The sequence below is a fragment of the Kosakonia arachidis genome, assembly GCF_900116535.1.
GTDB classification, from domain to species: Bacteria; Pseudomonadota; Gammaproteobacteria; order Enterobacterales; family Enterobacteriaceae; genus Kosakonia; species Kosakonia arachidis.
The window spans coordinates 1-22010 of sequence record NZ_FPAU01000004.1 but is presented as its reverse complement, the minus strand read 5'-3'; the positions used below and the strand labels follow the sequence as shown (position 1 = coordinate 22010).

The window sequence follows — 22010 nt, the reverse complement described above, 5'->3', positions numbered from 1 at the left end:
ATGATTAAATACTGCTTTAATGAAAAAACAGTCAGCTTTAAATTATCTGATCTTATTTATACAAAAAAACCTCCTACCAACTATAAAAGTAGCCAAAAATACATTCAAATAAAGAGCACGATCTCTGCACTTGGATTAGTCGAACCTATACTGATTTACATTAATGGGGCTGATGGCACTGCACAAATCCTCGATGGTCATCTGAGAGTTGAGGCATTAAAAGATATTGGAGAAGAAAGAGTTGCTTGTCTCGTTTCAACTGTTTACGACACTTATACGCCCAACAAAAAAGTCAATAGAATAACAATAATTCAAATTCAAAGAATGTTAAAAGAAGCTGTTAGAGTAGGTGTTCCTGAAGACATGCTCTGTTCAGCATTAAATATAAGCTCCGACTCTCTTAAAAGTAATCTATCAGTTTTGAAAGGCATATGCCCTGAAGTTATAGAATTATTTAATGATAGAGATATACCTAAGAACACCTTTATGATCTTAAAAAGAATGATTCCTTTTAGGCAAATTGAATGTGCAAACCTAATGATAAAATTTGATAATTATTCAAAGATTTTTGCTCAATCGCTTTATCACAGTTCATCACCTGAGCTTTTAAACGACAAAGGAAAACCTAACATTGATGAGAGATCCGGTAATAGAAAAGCAATTGAAAGGCTTGAAAAAGAGATGGCTCAGGTCCATTTCGATACGCAAAAGATAAAAGAAAACTACGGTTCCAATAGTCTGAAGCTAACGATAGTTATCTCTCACATAAAAAAAATACTCGAAAACCCCAAGGTTTTCCATTGGCTTCTTAGGAATAAACAAGATTACCTTAGTGAACTTACCAAGATATCTGACATTGATAAATTAACTTAACGCTTTTTTCATAAACAGATTTTAGGATTAGAACTATTCAAGGATGATATCAAACTCGCTTAAGTTAAGAAAATCTAGGCTATAGATTTAAATAACAGCGATGCCGGAGAAGTTAAAAAAAGCAGAGAAAGAGCATTGAGCTTAGAAGAGATTGCTTATGTTTTTAAAACGTTCAGAGAGCACTCTGACAGCTTCTTTCTTGATAATTAACTGGCATGTGCCCTACTACTGCTTCTCGCTGTTCGCAAAAGTGAGCTGACAGAAGCCCCGTGGTCGGAATTCAATTTAGAAGATAAAAAATGGTTTTTACCTAAGGAAAGGAGCAAGTCTGGTGTTGGCATAGTCATTCCACTTCCACCGCTTGCTATTGAGATTTTAGAAGAGCTAAATGTCAGAGCATGGGATTCGCCTTATGTTTTACCTAATCACCGTGTGAGCAAGTCGCAGCACATGGGAAAAGACACTCTTAACAGGGCCATAGCGAAGCTGTTCGGTATCGAGCCTAGCAGGAAGAAGCAACCACCTAATGTAATGGGTAGCATTAAATATTTTACGGTTCATGATTTGAGAAGAACCAGCCGGAGCTTACTCGCTTCTCTGTCCGTTCCTCCTCGTGTGGCCGAGCGATGCCTGAATCACAAGCTCAAAGATGTTGAAGGGATCTATGACAGGTATGATTATTTTGAGGAAAGGCAAGATGCATTAAAAACATTACCGATATCATTGAGTTATGCCATTTTAAGTCCCTACAAAAAATAAAAAACATTAAAATACATAGAGTTAACGGTTTATAACCCTATGAATACTTAAATATTTCTTTACCTGAAAAGAAATTTTTATGAAAATCAGAATATACTGAAAAAAATTTTTCTAAATTACTACACATCAATAATTCGGGGTTAAAGTGGCTTCTATCCAAGTTCTCAATGCTATAGCGGTAAAGATTGTTCCACCTGAAGAAAATCAAAAGGATTGGTCTAAAACCATTGGCGAACCGTGGCCCGTTGATCAGGAGGAGGTAATTACTTTTACGACAAGAGTTGATGCCAGATTTCATAAGAGTAGTAAGACTCATGCCCGATTCTTAAGCCCATACCCACAAAACTCATTTCCCTATAAACTTTTAAGCCATATCAAAAATGAACATTCTTTTAAAGAGTTTGTAAGTGACTTTATTACTAACAAATTAATTTCATCTGCTAAGCAATCAAGGGCAAGTAATGGTGCCATATTAGTGTTCACACATTATAAACTTGAAAATCAAAGAGATGATGGAACATCTGAAATTCAGTTTGAAAGAATATTAGTTTTAATGCTTAAAAATGCTGATGCCCTTAGATTCAAAGAGAACTTGCAACTTAATCCGGTATATATTATTGATTTGGATAAATTTCTTCAAGGTGCAAGAGTTGACTTGGTAAGATTTAGAGCAGAATTAGATGAAAAAGATGATGAAAAAAATAAAAACAATCTATGTTTCATACGTGGTAGCGGCGAGTTAAGACAATATTTTACTAAATCTATAGGTGCGGATGAAATAGTTTCCAATAAGACTAGTAGCGAACAAGTTATTCTTGCGATTGAATCTTTTTCTAAGGAAAAAGATTTAGGCCGGCCACTAAAAGAAAAATTGGAATCCAAAGTCAAAGAGCTTTTCGATAAGTGTAAAAAGGGACATTCAATTTCTCTTGAACAAATTCAAATCCAAATCGATTCAATTATACCAGTTGATAAGGCTGAGCATAAAAATAAGTTTGTTGAATATGTAAATGATCAAGGTTTTGAAGTTAATGAGGAGTTTGAAATTTTATCGAGCGATAAGAAAAAACTGGAGTGGCTTGATATTGATACTCCTATAGCAAAATTAAGCATTAAAAAGCATCATATCGGACGACCAGACTCTGATAAGCCAGTAAAATTTAATACAGAAACAAATGAGGTTACTGTAGTTCAGAAAATAACCGATCCTGATATTATTGCGAAACTATCAGAGTTAGCAGATGAATAGGCCAGATTTATTAAATTTATTATTGAAAGTGAGAAATTGCTCAGCTTCGGTTGAGTTTCAAGACCCCTATCATGTATGGGTCTTCAATATGGATGTTTTTAGTCAAATAGAGAGCGAAATTGTAGAGCTTGAGAAAGAGGAAATTTTAGAAGCAAATAAAGAAGTTAGTAATGACTCAGTTAAACTATCTCTTTTATTAACTACAGATATAGGTTGGTTTGAATCAATAACCGATTTTTTCAAGAATTTAAGAGTGACCATAAAAAATGAAAAAAAATTCTTTGACGATTTTTACATCAATAATTCAACAGAACAAGATAGGGACAAGTTAAGGAAATCTGTTGATGCTTATAAAAATTGGTGCAAGATCTTAGCTAAAATATCTGATCATATAGAGTATGACCGCCAGAACTGGTGGCCTACATATATATTTGTAATGGAGGGTGGGAAATCAAAAAAAATAACCACTTATAAACTCCCTCTTAAAAATCTTGAAGAGAGTTTTTTAATTGACATTGATACCGAACCTTGTGACATGGACACACTTACAAGTGCTGATCTTCATTCTTATGAAAGAAAGCTTGTAATGAGGTCATCTCTAATAGAGTTGTACAATGAGTTTAGCGAAAAAGAATTATTTCTCTCAGATATATTAAAAAAACCATATAAATTATGGGAGCTATTCTCATTAAATTACGAAATATACATAAATAAATACTCCATTAACAAAGTCATTAATGATGTTGAAATACAAAAGTTAGATTTCCTAAGTAAGTTGAATTCATTAGTGCAAGAGCATCAGACTAAATCATTAACAATTCCCGCTGTATTAGTTAGTACAGCAATTATTAAAGGATGGACTTCTTCAGGATTATTACTGATTTTTGTAGCAATGCTTCTTACCTGTGCTGTAGTTATTATCGGTATTCGTAATGCTAAGAATTCTCTGAATGACATAATTGAATCATCAGATAAAACAATGGAGCTATTTACCAAAGAGAATACAGACGATGTGGATCTCGCCTTAACTCAAAAAGTAAATAGTGTAATAAAAAATGCCTTAGAGAAATTAAGGCATAAGAAAGAATCCGCTGATAGAATCCTAACATTTCTTGAAGGAATAATTTATTTTGGCTGTTTAATTTGGCTTCTCTTTGTGCTTTATCAGTTCAAAGAGAACATAGCCAATATTCTAATATTTTTTACATCAAACTAAGATAATTGTTATTATAATAGTCTAGATAACATTCACAAAATGGAGTAGAAATGAACATCAACACTATTTTTGAAAACTATTGGAATACCTATGAAACTTATATTTATATTTGCATTTTATCCTTAATAATTTCTTACATAGCCCACTTAATTAATATAAAAATTAGAGTTAAAGATTTAAAATTATCAGAAAAAGAATCACAAAAAGCCAAAGATGTTACGAAATTTTATTTCCTATCTATATTGGCTTTAGTTTTTATAGTCAATGTTATTTTAATAATAGCCATATCTTTTAACATTCCACATCCCATAAGTTCAAATGGAATTTACAATAATATAGGCTAACTCCAAGTCAGATTAAATATCTCGACAAGCGAAACAGCAAGAAGAAAATAAAACAAAGCCCCACTGATATAGTGTGGCTTTGTTTTTATTAAGATTGCAAGTTTATAAAATATTTTCATTTATTAATCCTTTTTCATTTATATCAATAATCTTAATAACCTTTTTTTTTATAAAGTCAAGCAAGCAAGGGCTAACTGAGCGATGCTCAGTTGCCTTGCTTTTTCTGCCCTTTGGTTGAAAAAGAAAGATCAAAGCAAAATCCTCAATCCCAACACATTGACGCGATTGATCTTTATGGTATTTATTATAGATAGCATATGGATTTGCTATTAAACCTAAATATCAAAAGGAGTTGATATGAAAAAAAATAATATTATATTCGACGATGATTTTCCTTCTACATTTACTAATGATCCTGCCGTTAAAAAATTACCCCCTAATCGTCTTCGCAAACACTCAGTAACAGTCAGATTAAACGAAGTCGAGCTGAGCAAAGTAAACCAGTTCAGAGGACAGCTAAGCAGGAGCTGTTGGCTTAGATCCTCAGCTCTTCAGCAACTACCCCCTTCTGTTCCCGAAATCAACAAAGAAGCCTGGCAGGAGCTTACTGATTCCCTACAGAAACTGAATGATCTTACTTCGTTCCTGCTTCGCAGAGGCGAAGATGCTCAGCCACTATCGCAGGAAGTAAGCACTTTAAAATTGAAACTGTCGCATGTAAGAGATGCTCTGCTGACACTTGAAAAGTGATCATCCAAGATGAAGGGTATGAATAAAATAAAAAGGGGTAAAAACTTCCGAGGAGTCATCTCGTATGCGCTTGCCCCTGCTCCTCATCACAAGACTACACCAGTAGTGATTGGTGGCAATCTTGTGGGCATCACTGTAGACGAGCTGATCGCTGAGTTCGCGAACACTCAGAAGCTAAGAGAGGATGTTACTAAACCAGTTTGGCATAACTCCCTTCGTCTCCCAGTCGGTGAATCACTCACAAATCAACAATGGAAGAACATCGCTGACGACTACATGAAGAGAATGGGCTTCTGTGACACTCACCTTCGTTGTTATGTCCTACACAATGATGAAGCTGGTCAGCACATACACATCATTGCTTCCCGTATAAACGTTTTAGTAGATGGCCAACTTTACTTGGGTAAGAACGAAAACCTGATAAGCACCCGTGTGATCCAAGATCTTGAGCAAGACCACAAACTCACTCGAACGAAAGGTCCCTCTCCTGCTAAACCACGCAAGAAGCAAAGGAAGCTCACTCGTAACGAAAAGATGATGCAAGATAGGATCGGAGAGAAACCTTCTAGAAAAGTGATACAGGAAGCTATAGATGCGATCCTTATCTTCTTCGATACCATCACAATCGAAGACTTCATAAATGAGTTACAAAAGCAAAACATATCAGCGACAGCAAACATCGCATCAACTGGCAAGATGAACGGTTTTTCATTTGAGCATCAGGGAGTCGCTTTTAAGGCATCACAGCTCGGTAAGGCATACAGTTGGTCAAACATGAGTAAACGAATCACCGTCACTCAACCAATAGAGGCTGTTGCTCCTGAATCGATTGCCGACAATGAAAACGTTTCGAATCCCATTGAAGTTCCTCCCACAGCTATACCAACACCCCTTACGGCAAATTCCAGAGAACATATCCGATCTCGCTGGTTGCAATGGATACCTTACCTTGAGGAGCTTGTTGCCAGTTTAAAAGCTGTTGGCTCAACGATTCTCAACCCTCTCAAAAGAAACTTCATCTTGACCGTAATACGAACCAGCAACTCTGAAGCACCAGAGATTTCTGAGGTAAATTCTCAAGACTCGGCTAGAAAACCGCAATTTAAACCTCTTTAAACGGCTAGTTTTCAGATAGTTAAAATCATTCCCTAAGCCAAACACAACAAATATTTTCATTTCAAATCAGATTGATAGATAAAAACGATCGATCGTTATTACTGATCAATTATCTATTCATGATAGTCATTGACTATCAAAAGAAAGCGATCGATCGGTATAAATGATTTGCTAGACCCTGTTTCCTAGCCGTAATGTAACTTCAAACGAAACCACATAGCACACTGATTTATCAGCAGAATAAGCTGATGCATACGTGCGCCTTCGATTCAGAGAAACTAACCTTGGACGAACCTATGACAGCAACAACTGAAGTAAAACAGCCCAACTTCCTTATGATGAAACGGGTATGGATTGCAATTGCACTTCCGATTGTCATTTTCTATTTCTCTGGAATTCAGGGGTTGGTCCAGCTTGCAGTCGTATGGATTTTCGCAAGCATCATGCTCTTGATGTTTGCTTATAAAAAATTCCGCATCAAAAAGTGGAATGCCAGCACCAGAGACCATTTTGGCGAGCAAGACGGTATGTGGAGTCATGAGTTTGGTTCCACTTTTATGAAGCTCGACCAGCAAAGAGGACTTATCCATCTCAAGGAAGAGAACAAACAAAAGACCTATCCGTTCTCAGCAATCAAAGAGTGGCGATACAATTTATCTACTACGAGAGAACGGGCTGGTATCAACAAAGAACTCGACCGCACTCATGATTTCAGAGAATCGGGCTTTTACATCGCAGTGGACGATGTTCAGTATCCAGAATGGAGAGTAATGTTCTTTCCCCAAAAGGGTGACTTTAACTCACAAGAAGGCATCCGGGATACGGAAATGCAACTTAAGCGCTGGATGCATATCTTCGATAAAACAATTAATAAATAAACACTTCAAAATAAATGGAAGTGATAATCCTTTATCGCTTCCATTTTATAAATAAAACTAACTAAAAAAACACACAATCATCAAAAATTTTCTGAATGCTACCCTTCTCAAGTCCATTATCAGAAAAAAGCACAACTCGAAGATTTTTTATAGCTCTTGATGTTGACACATATAAGAGCCTTCTAACTTCTTCTAAGTCAGGAGACAACTCTACGTTCAAATCCGAATTTAGAAGACTGGAGAAATACGTATGCTTTCTGTTCATATTATCGTTTAAAAATACAATTACATTTTCATACTCAAGTCCCTTAGACGAGTGACATGTCATGACATTTACTGGACTATCGGTTTTATTAGAATTGATGTATCTCATCCAATGAATCATCTCATCAAAGTCAACCTTTAAAAAATTCTGAAATACTGCGTCATCAAACTTCACTTTTCTCAAACCACAGTATGTAACTAATTTTTCTTTCCAAACGTCTTCACTATCAAACTCGATTGGTAAAAGAGACTTAATTAAAGATTTAACTCTCTTATTTTTGGTGGTGTTAAACAATTCATATAGGCTGACGAAATAATCTTCCAAGCTGCGATAACTCAATGCATTCAACTTACGCACTGCTATCCCAATATCTTTAACTGTGCATTCTTGCAAATGAAGCTTTGGAAACAATTCAATTATAGGAGCATCGCTTTTTAATTTTAACAAGTAAGCAGGCTTACAATAAGCATACATAATGGAAGCAAAAGAACCAAATTTATCAATATTGTTCACAACAAATTCATCATTGACTTTTTTATAATTGTTTTTGTTATCTGCAACAAACAAATCATTCACTTTCCTATATAAGTTTGAGAAATTACAAACTTCGGCAAGCATCTCATTTTTTGATACAAGACAAGCCATTTGGTTAGATAAACTTACATCCCATTCGGACCGATAAGAATCAATTATTTCTTCAATGTCTAATTTATTACATTTTGACATCGGATAAATATAACATCTAACACTGCCAAGATCTTTATTTCTAAAAATAGAAACTTGCTTTATAGGCTGATGTCCCCCTCTGATTTTATTTATACAATCAATAATTTGATCATGCGATCTTCTATTGATGTTTTTATGAACTTCATCGAAGGTCAAAAACGAAGTTCGACCACCTGAACTGTAGATCTCTTGGGATGGATCTCCAAATAAGCCAATTAAATATTGAGAATCACTTGACCTCACACGTTCTGTAATTAATTTGAAAAAAGCCACGACATTATCATGTGTATCTTGATATTCATCGATAAAGGTATACGGAAACTTGTCAATAAGAATATTTGCAAAGTAAGGATAGTTTTCCATTAATTTATATGCATAAAGTAAGAGTGTATCATGACCAATTCTATTCTTATAAAGACATTCTGCATTTCTTATATTGTATTCTATAAAGTCATAACCTCTAACGCCATCAGCGATGTTTTTTAAACAATTTTTATAGTTATAGATCCTTCTGATACATGAAAATATTTTGAGCACGTGAGATTTGTTTGTTTTTAATTTCTTACCAAAATCTTCGCCAAGTTCATCATTTAATAGTTGCCAAAAATCCCCTGCGTTAAGTTCTTTCATTTTATAGTAAGATTCGTTATCTTCCGAAATAAAGTATGTGAGTGCTTCTATTTCAGCTTGATTCAATCCCCTATAAACTTGATATGCAGGCTTGTCACTCTCATCATAAAATAACTCATTTTCATTTTTCTTTATTAAATCAGTCAAATATGCAACATGAATTACAATAAGAGCATCCATATGATGTTGAATCATGTCCCATAAAAAATTATGAATTGTAGACACATAAACTAAATCATTTTCACCCAGCCTGCTGATAACTTCATCTTTAGCATTATTAGTATATGTTATACATAATATTTTCTGACTCGATGATGCTAATTGCGATTTTTTATCTTGCATTATTTTTTTTATTAAACTTATCAAAGCATGAGTCTTGCCACTACCAGCACCGGAGAGGAAATAAAATGGCTTCTTGCCATTAACATATCCAAGCAAGGTATCAAAGACCTTGACTTCTTCTATAAGTACATCCTGAGATTCTTCATACATCATAATTCAACCTCGTCAGCGAACTTGTAATTTGAAAGCCAATCAATTCCTTCTTTAATATACTTAGGGATTAATAATTGATGTTCCGAACTTTCTGCCGAGTTAACCAATGAGTATATAATTGAGTTACTAAATTTACTTTTACTTTCGGATAAATTCTTTTGTAACCTGTAAGAATTTTTGAATAAAACATTTTCATCTACATTATCCCCACCAAGCAATTCATCCATAACAGAAGGAATTACTGTTTTTAAAATTTCTTTAAAAAGAGGATTACTATAATTCTCTAAAATTAGTGCCTCTTCAAAACTAGTAGCATAACATTTACTTAACAGGGTCCCTGAAGCGTAAAGCTCAACAGGTTCAATTTGATATGAAACCCTTACATTTTCTTTTATGAAATATTCATTGAAGGTATTTACTTTTGAACTTCCATGAATGAAAGTGAGCGTTTTATTAGTTGTGAGTGTAGTTTCATCAATTTTGTCAAGTTGCGGATAGAGAGGGATTTTAATTTTCTTATTCTCTTGCACTTCAACTTCTTTATATAAAGATTCCTTTTCTCTTTGGAAATCAATATCAGTAATGATTAATGAAGGAATTCTTAGAGCATTCAACAATTTTATGTAAACACTGCCGTGAGCACCATCTATTCTGAATACTGAAATCTTTTTTCTTCTAAGAGATACATCCTTTTCTATGAAAAAGTTAACAAGTCTTTCCTCAGTAATCCCTTCGACTAATATGATAGCATCAGAAAAAAACAATTCAGGCACTTGATGCTTTATATGTTTTTTTATAAACTGAAAATAATCCTTCTCACTCTTACCCATAGCAATATCAGAGTCTTTAATTATAATATTTTTGCTAAGCCCATTTTCTGGATATGTATAATTAACTTCATCTAATGAGCAGCTCTCCTGGATCACACTATTCAGTATATGTGATGAATGTGTAGTAATGACAATTTGAGTTTTTAAATTGGCAAAATCTCTGCTTGATAGTTTTAATATTGCAAAAAGTGCTTCTTCTATATGACGAATGAAATTGACTTGCATTTGTGGATGCATAAAAAGTTCAGGTTCTTCAATACATAAAACCTGAACTTTACTTTGCTTTTTCATATATTTGCATCTATATGAAAAATCAATGATTTCGCTAAGTATATTTATCAGATTAGTATAACCTAAACCGAATTGCCCTTCTGGCACATGATGTTCACCGTCTATGTACTCATAAGTGACAAGATCGGTCATTAATTTATCGAAGGTAAGGTCAGCTCTTAAAGAGAAAGCCAATGCGTTTTCAGAGACGATTTTTTCCAAGACAGATTGAATCCCCTTCTGATGATTTCTTCTAATTTTACCCGTCAATCTACTATTATTTTTTTCAACTAAACTATTAATACTCTGTAAACTTCTATCGTTGACTTCGTACATATACCTAATTATTTTATTAAAAGATTTAGCCAGCAACCTTTTATCATGAATATTATTTGAAGCCGATATAACCTTAAGATCAATTATATCTTTTAGCCTAATATTTTTCTCTCCCTTACCGTTTAATCCTTTTACTACTCGTCTGAATTGAGTTTCTGATATCTTGTCCACTAAATATTTAAATTTTGAAACTCTATCCTTTTTTTTCAGAGTAAGAAAGTCAATTCCTTTTTTTATATCAACTTCAAACAAATCCTTGTCTTTAACTTCATAAAATATTTTAACTATAGCTGACTGCGTTTTTTTAACATCTTCACTGTCACTAATAGTAATAAACTCCCCAAAGTTAGTCGCTAAATCTTGATCACGATTATCAAGAATCACCTCTAAAATAAAGCTTAATTCTGGGGTTTCACTGTAGTCACCTTCAATATACTTATTCAATAAACCATTTAAGTAATCAAAATTAAAATATGAGCCGACTAACTTATCTCCTTCATCAACAATAAACTCTAACGCTTTAGTTATAGTAGTTTTACCTGCATTATTTTTACCTACTATTAAAGTGGTTGATGAAGCAACTGGTGCTTCATTATTGTCTCCTGAATTAGCTTTTACAAAGCCTATTAAATTATCTTTGCTACCAAATTTTCTGAAATTGTTTATTTTGATACTTTTAAGATACATTCCTTTATGCCTCAAAGTTTAATTTTGATTAACTTACTTTCGCTGGTTATGCAGACTTAGAATAAAAGAAGAAATATAACTATCTATATGAATAATTGTTAGCAAGCCTTCTGCCGCGCATGACATAATACTTTACAATTTTTCGTGCAGATTTACACCACATTTTCTTCACATAATGCTTTCATAATTGTGAAATTAGTTTCAGTGATAACTATTGCTAAAATAATAATTTTATTTAAAATCAGCTAGTTAAACGATTTTCCTTGCTTGATTATGATAATGAAAAATTTCTTATCATATGAGAAAGTTAGGTGTAAATTTTGCAGTGCAGAAACTCATATCTTTAAGGATGTTGTATGGATAACTACTGGGACAGGAACAGGCAATTAAACTACTTTCTGAGCATGGCAAGTCTTGAGGCTAATCACTTAGTCAATGTTGCCTCATCCCTCTCACAGTTCCATCTCAAGGATGCGCTTGTCCGTGTAAGGTTTCAGGATGAAATAAAGGAGTTCACCCGCTTGCAGATCCAGACTATCCGCACTTCTATCTCGGATGATAAGTGTCAGGAGTGTATCCAGAATCTTAAACAAGAAGCCCAAAACTTAAAGATTCAGGACAGGATGCTCAGAACAGGAGAAGCCGTAGTTTCGTCTTCTGTGAAGTTTTACCATGACCATGAAAAGATCATTGGCTATGTCATCGACGGCATCGGAGTAGTTCTTGGGACTGTTCAGCTAGTGGCTGGGGTAGGCTTGTTTGCTGGATCACTGTTCAGTGGAAATGTTATCGGTGTTGTTGCAGGTTCTGCATTGATTGCTAATGGTGCAGGTTCAATGGCGGAAAGCATAGACAAGTTAAGAGGAGTTTCGAATCCTTCCAATCCGGTGATTGAAGCTTATCAGGATGTAGCTGAATTTTTTGGATTTGATAAACGCTTGGGTCTGCTTGCTTACCAAGTAGTTGATCTCACTACATCTTACTACGGAATTTTCAAACTGACTTTGAAACCCGAGGCTTGGAGAATATTCAAGTATCTCCCTACTGATTACTATCGCCAGGTGCAGATGATGAGCAAACAAGACTTGGCTCTAAAAGGTGCAACAGCAATCTGGAAAGGTAGCGCTATAGGTGTGAACCTCTATCAGATGAATCACAACCAAAATGGAAACTAACTTTTGCTATTACTAGCAAACCTGTGTGCTTTCCAGGCCAGATTCATTGGTATGACAAAGTAAACGATTATGGCACCGATGATAAGGACGATAGCATAAGAAATCAGGCTTTCTTTATGCCCTTTCGCTATACCATAAATGAAAACTGATAAAATAATGAGCATGGAAATTATACCAGCCCAAAAGCGCTTGCTCAGCTCCTGAATGAGAGACTGAAGTGTATCTGATTTGTTCTCATCTCGGGTAAGAATTTCATTAAGCTTGCGGATATCCTTCGCCGAAAATCCATTCTGAAGGAGCTTTTGCTCAAAATCGTTCATTTCATCATCCTGAAAAGCCATAAGATAAAAGAAAATATATCATACATTAAAGCTGAGATGCCATATGATCCATTTGCAGAACACTCGCCCTAAGTTAAGTGTAAAGATCATATGGCATAGTTATTGTATCGCCATACTCAATAAAAAGTATATCCTAAACCCTTTTCTTCATTTTGAAACCATCTGATTTAAGCTCTGGTGAAGGCGTAAAACTCTGTTTTTGAGTAGCAAATATTCTTTCTACTTCATACTCATTCCAGATAATGTATTCGATAATAAACTTGTAGAAATACAGCACTCGTTCAAGGCTGACAGTTGAAGGTATTGTATAGAAGTTTGGACTGAGCAAAGCTGAACTCAAAACTGCAATAATGTTGCTTGGTCCCTTCAGATAAGGATTCTGATAGTCTTGCTGATACTTCAAAAAGTATCCTACACAGAAAAGGTAGGCATCTTTTACGATTTTTTCTTTGTTGCAGTCTGATTCATCGTATCTAAGAATGAAGCGATTAAGGAGTATCAAAAATTTCTGATCTGGCAAATATCTGTTTAATTTATTCATAGTAGCATCCTTGCTGTTGTGAATGTCATCCTGACATTTAAAGAAATATCATAATATTCAATCATGTCAATAGTTAAAACCTATCAATTTCTATTTGAATATCTTTTTTAGGTAAGGGACGATTAAGCTCTTCGGCTGTTATTTGCTTTAAATGAGAATTATATAGCCATATCTTAAACTGCTCTAAATACTTGTTATTCAATGCTATCAAAGCTTCGTTTTCAATTTCGAGCCTTTTTATTCTCTGACAAGCAATTTTTAAATTAGCAGGTTTAACAACACATGTTTCTTTCACGCCAGACTTGAGAAGCATCTTCTTTGAATTAAAACAATCTGCAATTTTAACATGACTACTCAAAGATTGCCTTGAAGGTCTCTTACCAATAATCTTTATCAACTCGTCACATAAAGCCTCCCAGGTCAGCTTCTCATCGTCATTCCAAGTATTAATGACTTTCATTATCAATTTTTCATCATAACCAGTAATATGTTTAGCCATTTACTCTCCTTTTATTATTTTATTTTGAAATTCATACCATTTATCAGCATTAACATTCCCATCATTTTTATCATAATTGGTTTTTTCAAGAATTTTAGTGTGTATCATCATTAGTTGGCCATCATCCTTTCCAGAGTCTTGTAAGGGATAATAACAACAAGGCTCAAAAACATATGAGTGCTTGCAGTAGCCATGCTTAGTGACGAGCACAGCTCCATCATTCGATAAATCGAAATCAGTTATGTCCATAACAGCTATTTCTTTTTTCCTATGGCTATTACCGGCTCCGATTGAAGTTTTATCTTTCATGAGATTGATCATTTGTAAGTGTGATCGGTGATCGTAGGAAACATTTTGTGATACCAACTTCCTTCCAGACCATCTGGCGATGCTAAACTCGTCCATACCATTGATTTGAGAAAACGTATTAAGTAGATGTCTTAATTGATGAGTCCTAAGCGAATACGGGCTACCATCTTCGTTAATATAACCGTGTCTTTTAAACAGGTTGGTAGTGCCTTTGATACTTGCAAATGCATCAATATCCAGTCTAAAAAACTGAGCAGTTGGTCTGAACAAAGGTGCCAAAGGTTTGCTCGTTTTCTTACATAATTGCCCCTCGAATAACAGACATAAAGCATTCGAATATTTGATTTTCTTTTCTTCATCATACCAGGGAAAATTTTGAGGCTTTTTAGTAAAGAGTTCATGTTTGTATGACTCAGGGACCTTCCCTTCCATCGTTTTTGCAACAAACCTTGGATGGGTGGACAACTTTCTCAACCGGGCTATGGCCTTTTTAGCTACAGGGACCATTACTGAAGGAATCCATTTGATGTCTCCAGCATACCCCTTCGCTGAAAAAAACCTTAAACCATATCGTTCAATGCCGTTCTCATCATGCTCTGTAATCTCACAATCCGCAGGAAGGCTTAAAATTTCCGAGATTCGTCCTGGTGCACACATCAGCAGTGTAAGAACAGACGTTGTGAAAATGTCCCTCACAGACAGTTGGCTTTCATCTTTTGAGAAAATCTCCGCAATGGCTATGACAGACTTTATATCTGGTAATTTTGAGTGCCCTTCCAGCGAAGGTTCATAACCTTGCCAACTTTGAGTTATTTTATGCCTTAACGGATTTACCCAAAAAAAGTATGATGAGCTTGTCATTCTGTTTTCACTCAAAAATAAACATAGTTTCTCAAGTTCCTTACCAATTCCAACTGCTGTTAATTTCGTATATTTAGCCGTTGATACTCTTACACACTCATCAAAAATGTTATTATTACACTTGACTAAATTAGCTTCACCGTATGATTTCAATAGCACAAACTCAACGATCTTCAACATTGCCAAAGCATTCTGGTTTGATTTTGACTTGTTAAAAGAATGAATATGAAACATATAAGCTTTAGCAAAATCAATGAAACCATCATCTAATTTATCTTTGCTATTTCGATTATTTTTCATGTCAAACTTGTTGAATTTGTAACATCCCTTCCATACATTGCTTTCCCATGTAATCGCTAACTTTGAGTTGAATATATTACTCTTACAAAACTCAATAAAACCTTCAACATTAAATGATGGATTATTAGTATTTATTGGCTCGAATAAAATCACATTGGTCATTCAGAACTCCAGGCTCTAAAGTTTTTGCAGGTAAAACACTCTACGTGTTCGTGTTTACAATTAGTAAATCCAAAAGAATTTAAAACATATTCTCTAAACAGCTTCTTGTTCTGAATGCTATCGCCACCAAGAAAGATCTTTGATAGAGGATCAAAAAATGAATGAAGTTTCATGTCAATTTCATGAACATTTTCTGGGCTGTTTTTTACGTATATCCCTGATGAGTTGATGGATTTATGGTCTAATGCTTTTGCTATCACTTCAACTGAGGCTCCTTCCTTTGCTAAACGAGATCCAAGGGTATACCTGAATCGTCTGGCATTCAGACTTATAGGATTGTGGGTTCTTGAGGACTGGATATTAAATTTAGTGGTGATTTTATTTAATTCTTTAGATATAAATGAATTCTTCATATGTAAAAAATCAGTTGCCATGATGGTTTCTAAACTTTGACCAGACTGAATTGATACGGGTTTTTTGTAGTCCATGAATATAGGTAATTCATTTTTTATATGACTAATCTTCTGATTAATACTATCTTCGATATATTTTTGATTCATATCAATCAAGGTTGTTAGTTTTTCATTAAGGCAGTCATCGATACTTACCATGCTAAACTCACTTCTAAAGTCCTTCCTTTGTTTAACTTTCGGTATATTTAGAAAGCAACCGTCTCCCGTTCTGATGAGATCTTTTGTTTTTAAGGAGGTTAACTGTAAAGGCCTCCTTCCCGTTGTTGCTAAAAGAATGACATAGCAATAAAGATACATGGGAATTTTATCTTCTTTTAACAAATTGCTGATACTCTTAAGAACGACTTCCAGCTCTTTTCCAGTTAGCGGTCCAGTATTTGGGTCTCTTCGTTTAACGGCTTCTCCTGTCAAATTAGTTTTAATATTTATTTTTTCCAGCATTGTTAAAGCGGAAGTTTCAACTCCTACATAACCGAGCTTTTTCCACTTCGTTAGAAACTGCTTTATAGAGTTTAGTTTGTAGTTTTTCTCAGGCCCTAAACTAACATTAAATTGATAAACCGCATTAGCATCGATCGTCTTAATGTCTATCATCCCTAACCATTGACTAAAAATCTGGTTTATGTTTTTTGTGTAACCTGAACTGTATTCAGCCGAAAAGTAAGCCAAGGTATTCAGATAACCAACACGCATCGGCTCTGGCATTTTATCGGCAACCTTGTGTGGGTAAACACAATTATTTTTATCTAATTGCCATTTAATATCAGGAATAATGAAGCTATATCCTTCCATCATTGCAAGCACCACATTCTCTTTTTTTAAAGTATTTATTTGCATTTCATTCCCCTTTGATTATTTTTCTCAAAGAATCATAAACCCTCCCAATAACTTCCTTTTCTTTCATTGATATGTGTTTGAAGTTATAGTTTTCTGACATCTTTGAATCTTTTGACCACCCCATGAGATAGCACCTCAATCCTGACTTTCGACTGCTTTCTAAATTTGAACCATCAATTTCATTTGAATAAAAATAGTTCCAGGAATGTCTCAATTTATGCCCTGATAAATTTTTTAATTCCGGGCTTGTTTTTTTAATAGTTGAAATTATTTTCTCATATGCTGATACAGATAATGGTTCTCCTACCGTTTTACCTGCGCTGTGAGTTACAAACAGGAAGTCATGTTTTTTCTTTTTAGTGGTTTTACTCCTACAAGTTTGTATGTAATCAAAAATCTCCATCACTAACTCGTCTGATAATGGGATTATCCTTTCGCCAGTTTTGACTAATGGCTGATTTAGCCTCCGATCTTCAATGCAGTCATGCCTTCTGAAGATACTTAGTGTGTTATTCCTAAGATTTAGATCATTTACTTTAAGATTTAGTAACTCACCTGCTCTCAACCCGCAATTCAGTAACAAGGTAAAAATGAGCCTGTTCCTGACTTGAACCTCCTTCTGAAAGGGGTTTTGGCTCCCTTCGACTTCCAACAGATTAAACAGAGTTTTTATTTTTTCTTCACTCAATGATTTGTCTTTTCTGTCGTTCATGCTGTGTGATTTATTTCGTGGGAGATGTGCTCTCAAATTTTCTATGAAAGTATCGATTTCATATCTGGCATGGATTCCCTTCATAGAATGAATCAATCCGCACAACCATTTTAGGTAATTTGAAAAAACGTGTATCCTGTAACTAAAAGTTCTTGTAGCAATCTGCTTTCCTTTGAGTAATCTTACATTCGTAATTTTTTGTTGATCGAACCGTTGCTTTGCATACCGTATCAGGTCATCAATTTCAGCTACGGTTAAGAATACCTTGTTTTCAATCCTGTCAATGATATTGATATTCCTACTTTTCATGTAATTACTCAGTATGAGTAAGTTTGTTGCGACTATCTCCATTGTTGATGCGGTCGCACTTCTGTTCCTTACATTCGCTGTGAGATAGAGATTTTGATAGTAAACTGGCAATTGTGTTTCTTTATCGAGAACCAAGCATCCTCGTTCGCCGTTGCTCATCACAAATTTTTTTATTTTATATGACATTATAATAACCCTCCGAAAACTTTACATTTAGTAATCACTACGGCTTATCTTTATTTGACCAATTTAAATTTTGCAAATTTTTTTTGCTTTTTATTGGTTTATCTATAATGAATTTATATATTTAAAAAAAATTCTTTCACGTGAAAGAAACCAGTACGGCTAGTAAAGAGTAGTCATACCCGATTCAAGAAGAAAAACTAATAAAGCCTTAGTGCATAAGTAATACAGCGGCTCCAAAAAATAATTTGGAAAGTATTCTGTTAAATTTTACTAGTTTTTGATATTAAAACTTTACACTTTTGGAACGATGACATTTTAAATAATAATTTTTATTGTCGTTTGTCCGTTGTAAATATTTTCTACTTCTTTCCAGTATTCCTCTTGAATAACTTTAGCTTTACTGCGGAGTTCATCTCCCATATGAATCATCAATGCTCCTCTTTCCAACATGTCACACAGCAAAATTTTCGTTATATCTTCAGTGCTTAGCTTAAGAAAATTCATGTCATCTGTCATAAATGAATCTTCATCTGGGAGAAGATCCGGCATTGTTTTCACATAATGGTCTAACATCCCTTTTTGCACACTTAAGCTACAGAGCAAGATATGGTCTTCGCCCTTTCCAGCCTCTTTTACAGCAATATGAATTTCGTTCTGTGTGATTTTTTTCGATAACTTTCTGAGTAGCTCATTACATTTGATCACTGACAGTATGGTTTCATAGATATAGTTTCGACTATCTTCATTTAACTCAGGTAAAACCTGGAATGGATTGTATTCGCTATCTTCGAGGTAATAGCTTAAACATTCCGCGGATTTCTTACTCAATGTATTCACAGGTAATAACCTGATAGCTTCAGCATCGAAAATCTTATCGAAGTTTTTTTGACTCACAAGCCTTGAAAGGTTTCCAATTTTCATGAATTCTTTAATTTCCACGTTGTCCTCACTTTGTCGATGTTGTTCGTCTGGAGCCTAACTATGAAGCTGTTCTCGAATTGCTAATGGTGTTAGAAATCCACTCATCGACTTCAATCTCAATAAAGGCCACAGCTCTCGAACCTAATTTGATAGGTTTAGGGAATCTATTTTCGGAAATCAATCGGTAAATCCATGCTTTTTTGTAACCGGTTTTATGTAGCACTTCAGGTAAGCGGATCAGTCGTGTGGTGTTTGTAGTTACTGTAGTCATTGCTGTATCTCCTCGTCTTGTCGATGAGTTGATACTAAAGAGACGGGAACAGGCTTTGAAGGGATGTAGTGGACATTGTTTCTTGTGGTAGATCGTTAAAGGACTATTGTGGGGGAGAATAATAATCCTTCACACTCTCTTGACATCGAGCACATTTTATGGAAACAGATAAACTTAGATTTTGAAAACCATTTCTCTTCCACCCTTGTGCTGCTGAGCATCGTTTTTACTGTGAATCCATTGTATTTAATATTTTTCTCAGCCTGAGATTATTTTTTATTTCATCACAGGCTTTTATTTTTTAATTTATAGGATCATTTAGGATGGTCGGATCAAAATGGCACCGATGTTCAGGATTCCTTGTACAACATAGAAACATTTTCTTATTATTTTTAGGTCCCAAATGCCTAAGCTTCAATTCTCCATCACAAAGAGCACAATTACCTGATAGTTTTGTAATATAGACATATCCAGACCTATCTGATTCGGCATTTCTTTGAAAAATCAAAGGCATAAAACGAAATCGCTTTAGTAAAAACCCCAAAATAAAAAGAAAAGCACTGAAACTACATAGCAACCATAATATCATATTGTAATTATTAGGTGTTCCAATTGATGTAAAAATTGTTGCTACGTTGGCAAAAAAACCAACAAATCCGACCACCATTAGCCATGCTGTTTTTATATGCTTCCCCATTAACTTAACTGGCTTCACACTTTCCCTGTCAATGAATGCTTTAGGCCTTTCATCTCTCATACCTAAATTAATGTTATTGCCTGTAAAAACATTGTGCTGTCCGGCGCTAAATCCATTATCACCTGCTATAGATTGATTCACTCTGCCTTTTGTAACTCTTAAATCCTCTCCGCACTGCCCACAATAATTAACAGTCTCAGATATTGATGAACCACATTTATTACAAAACATTGCAGCCCCTTTTTTTAGTTTGGAAATTTATTTAGTTTGAGCATCTAATTTTTACCACTAATATTAATGGATGATTTTATTACTACAAAGATTTTTTATGATCAGGTAAGTTCTCTCAATTGTGATACTGACAAATCGCTAAGATGACGATTCTTGTTAATGAAACTCTCAATATTCTTACAGGTCTCACCTGACATGGCCTTCGCAGCTATTGGACGATCTGTATCCTTGAGTTGCTCATCTCCTCGAACCTCATCTGTGAGCTTAGGATAAAGCAGTCTGGAAAGGATAGTGTTTGAAAGAGAAACATCTTTCAACTTAGCCCACATGAGCAGATCAATCATTGGAAGGATACGGTAGTCAACCAACTTTAGAATCTTTCCCAGACCGAAAGCCTCTTGCTTCCTGCTATTGATTCCATACTCTTTCCTCCATACCGGAAGTAGTGCACGAAGCGAGCCTATGATTTCTTCATCTGATGAGTTTTCCAAGTCAAAGTGTGTATACACACGGCTTTCATTGGTCCTCATAAAAACGGCTCTCATACTTTGAGTTAGTGGCTGCTCTTTGACCTCTTTCGTAAGTTGATCACTTCCTTTGACGAACGATTCTTGCGAGAACATTTCAAGAGATCTTTTGAGGCTTTCAATATGACCAAAGGTGACTTGTCGTATGTGCGTTTGGCTTTCCGTCAGATGAGTGTTGCTATCAAACGTTTTACTGATTAAGGGCTTACCTGCAAGGATCTGGTTAAAATAAACATCCCCTTCTCCAAAAAACTCAATTGAATCGAGGATGTTCTTTCTGACCTGTAACTCCTTATGTAAGCCTTTCAAAGTGCAAGACTCAACATCAACATAGTTGTCGTAGTCGAACCAAGCCTGTAGCTCTTTGTAGATCTGAACCGTATCCATACCGAGGCCTTACATTTGTGTTTTATAGCTCAATGTAGAAGTCAGCTCATCATCACCTTGAACCAGCTCTTCAATCAACAAGCTGTGAAACAGTAACAACGGCTGATAAAATTGAGTATAATTAAGGCGCTTTTTTCAGTGTCTCACAACAGTTTTTAAGGTTATTTTTGGAGTGTTGGTATCTATGATGGTATAAAAGACTTAACTTCATTAAAAGCCTTTTAAATCAGTAAATTAACTACTAGTTCGATTTCTGCAGGGGACACCATATCAAGCCTCAGATAGTCCAAAAAACTCCATAACCACCTAAAAATAAAAGAAAAAATAAAGAATCAACGTCTAAACAAATTCCATAATTTCTAATGGATCTATACACATTGCTTATAGGATTGTGTATAACCCGGTTCGATCTTTTTTCTATACACATGCTGCTATCTGACATCCAAATAAAACGCGCCAAACCTAAAGAAAAACCTACACCCTCAATGACGGGATGGGGTGACCTGCTCCCCGTTGATTAACACACCGCAATGTTAGTAATGTCTTCATTAGCAACGTGAGGGCATCCCCATGAAGAAGCGTTTTTCCGACGAACAGATTATCAGTATCCTCCGCGAGGCCGAAGCCGGGGTTTCTGCCCGGGAACTCTGCCGCAAGCATGCTATTTCAGACGCTACTTTCTATGCCTGGCGCAATAGGTTTGGCGGCATGGAAGTCCCTGAGGTAAAGCGGCTTAAGTCACTTGAAGAGGAGAACGCCCGCCTCAAGAAGCTGCTCGCCGAAGCCATGCTGGATAAGGAGGCACTTCAGGTAGCTCTGGGCCGAAAGTTCTGACGACAGACCAGAA

General features: G+C 35.2%; 21 protein-coding genes and 1 pseudogene. 10 read left to right on the top strand and 12 right to left on the bottom strand.

All coding sequences use genetic code 11. The features are described from left to right. The 8 genes from BM427_RS15070 to BM427_RS15035 all read left to right on the top strand — a co-directional run bounded on the left by BM427_RS15070 (nt 1) and on the right by BM427_RS15035 (nt 7185). A complete protein-coding gene (locus tag BM427_RS15070; protein WP_090122818.1) occupies nt 1-873 on the top strand; it encodes a plasmid partitioning protein RepB C-terminal domain-containing protein in 873 nt (290 codons plus the stop codon). Between the two features lie 210 nt (nt 874-1083). Beyond that, entirely contained in the window at nt 1084-1632 is a 549-nt protein-coding gene (locus BM427_RS15065) for a site-specific integrase (RefSeq protein WP_341874211.1), read from the top strand. 145 nt (nt 1633-1777) lie between these two features. Beyond that, a complete protein-coding gene (locus BM427_RS15060) occupies nt 1778-2881 on the top strand; it encodes a nucleoid-associated protein (RefSeq protein ID WP_090122815.1) in 1104 nt (367 codons plus the stop codon). An 88-nt stretch (nt 2882-2969) separates the two neighbouring features. Continuing rightward, nucleotides 2970-4097 (top strand): hypothetical protein, encoded by a 1128-nt coding sequence (locus BM427_RS15055; RefSeq protein WP_244316564.1) that lies wholly within the window; start codon nt 2970-2972, stop codon nt 4095-4097. A gap of 50 nt (nt 4098-4147) precedes the next feature. Further along, nucleotides 4148-4441, top strand: a complete 294-nt coding sequence (locus tag BM427_RS15050) for a hypothetical protein (RefSeq protein WP_090122810.1) — start codon at nt 4148-4150, stop codon at nt 4439-4441. 357 nt (nt 4442-4798) lie between these two features. Next, nucleotides 4799-5191 (top strand): hypothetical protein, encoded by a 393-nt coding sequence (locus tag BM427_RS15045; protein ID WP_090122808.1) that lies wholly within the window; start codon nt 4799-4801, stop codon nt 5189-5191. A 9-nt stretch (nt 5192-5200) separates the two neighbouring features. After that, entirely contained in the window at nt 5201-6307 is a 1107-nt protein-coding gene (locus BM427_RS15040) for a relaxase/mobilization nuclease domain-containing protein (RefSeq protein WP_244316563.1), read from the top strand. Between the two features lie 296 nt (nt 6308-6603). Next, the gene (locus BM427_RS15035) at nt 6604-7185 is read left to right on the top strand and encodes a DUF4755 domain-containing protein (RefSeq protein WP_242459324.1); all 582 of its coding nucleotides are present in this window, start codon (nt 6604-6606) and stop codon (nt 7183-7185) included. Between the two features lie 61 nt (nt 7186-7246). Here the strand turns inward: BM427_RS15035 and BM427_RS15030 are convergent, their stop codons facing one another. After that, entirely contained in the window at nt 7247-9301 is a 2055-nt protein-coding gene (locus BM427_RS15030; protein WP_090122804.1) for a UvrD-helicase domain-containing protein, read from the bottom strand. After that, complete coding sequence (locus tag BM427_RS15025; RefSeq protein ID WP_090122802.1) at nt 9298-11424, bottom strand: AAA family ATPase; 2127 nt, start codon at nt 11422-11424, stop codon at nt 9298-9300. The genes BM427_RS15030 and BM427_RS15025 overlap by 4 nt, the downstream gene beginning before the upstream one ends. 356 nt (nt 11425-11780) lie before the next feature. Here BM427_RS15025 and BM427_RS15020 point away from each other — a divergent pair, with 356 nt between their 5' ends. Beyond that, on the top strand, nt 11781-12599 hold the full coding sequence (locus BM427_RS15020; protein ID WP_064690282.1) for a DUF4225 domain-containing protein: 819 nt from the start codon (nt 11781-11783) through the stop codon (nt 12597-12599). Here BM427_RS15020 and BM427_RS15015 read toward each other — a convergent pair. The 10 genes from BM427_RS15015 to BM427_RS14975 all read right to left on the bottom strand — a co-directional run bounded on the left by BM427_RS15015 (nt 12596) and on the right by BM427_RS14975 (nt 21163). Further along, complete coding sequence (locus tag BM427_RS15015; RefSeq protein WP_041455851.1) at nt 12596-12919, bottom strand: hypothetical protein; 324 nt, start codon at nt 12917-12919, stop codon at nt 12596-12598. The two genes, BM427_RS15020 and BM427_RS15015, sit on opposite strands and share 4 nt — an antisense overlap. Before the next feature lie 154 nt (nt 12920-13073). Beyond that, nucleotides 13074-13481, bottom strand: coding sequence for a hypothetical protein (locus tag BM427_RS15010; RefSeq protein ID WP_028725047.1), 408 nt, complete (start codon nt 13479-13481; stop codon nt 13074-13076). Between the two features lie 73 nt (nt 13482-13554). Next, nucleotides 13555-13980 (bottom strand): hypothetical protein, encoded by a 426-nt coding sequence (locus BM427_RS15005; RefSeq protein WP_090122800.1) that lies wholly within the window; start codon nt 13978-13980, stop codon nt 13555-13557. Next, a complete protein-coding gene (locus tag BM427_RS15000; RefSeq protein ID WP_090122798.1) occupies nt 13981-15612 on the bottom strand; it encodes a DNA-binding protein in 1632 nt (543 codons plus the stop codon). After that, a complete protein-coding gene (locus tag BM427_RS14995; protein ID WP_090122796.1) occupies nt 15609-16922 on the bottom strand; it encodes a site-specific integrase in 1314 nt (437 codons plus the stop codon). The genes BM427_RS15000 and BM427_RS14995 overlap by 4 nt, the downstream gene beginning before the upstream one ends. 1 nt (nt 16923) lies before the next feature. Beyond that, the gene (locus BM427_RS14990) at nt 16924-18129 is read right to left on the bottom strand and encodes a tyrosine-type recombinase/integrase (protein WP_090122794.1); all 1206 of its coding nucleotides are present in this window, start codon (nt 18127-18129) and stop codon (nt 16924-16926) included. A gap of 315 nt (nt 18130-18444) precedes the next feature. Further along, nucleotides 18445-19068, bottom strand: a complete 624-nt coding sequence (locus BM427_RS14985) for a hypothetical protein (protein ID WP_139234420.1) — start codon at nt 19066-19068, stop codon at nt 18445-18447. Between the two features lie 40 nt (nt 19069-19108). Continuing rightward, nucleotides 19109-19321, bottom strand: a complete 213-nt coding sequence (locus BM427_RS14980; RefSeq protein ID WP_090122790.1) for a helix-turn-helix transcriptional regulator — start codon at nt 19319-19321, stop codon at nt 19109-19111. A gap of 301 nt (nt 19322-19622) precedes the next feature. Continuing rightward, nucleotides 19623-20249: a zinc-ribbon domain-containing protein gene (locus tag BM427_RS25400; RefSeq protein WP_139234419.1), complete on the bottom strand. Its 627-nt coding sequence runs from the start codon at nt 20247-20249 to the stop codon at nt 19623-19625. 101 nt (nt 20250-20350) lie between these two features. Then, on the bottom strand, nt 20351-21163 hold the full coding sequence (locus BM427_RS14975; RefSeq protein ID WP_090122788.1) for a DUF6387 family protein: 813 nt from the start codon (nt 21161-21163) through the stop codon (nt 20351-20353). Nucleotides 21164-21733: 570 nt separating this feature from the next. Here BM427_RS14975 and BM427_RS14965 point away from each other — a divergent pair. Continuing rightward, nucleotides 21734-22010, top strand: a pseudogene (locus BM427_RS14965) (transposase); the annotation flags it as partial.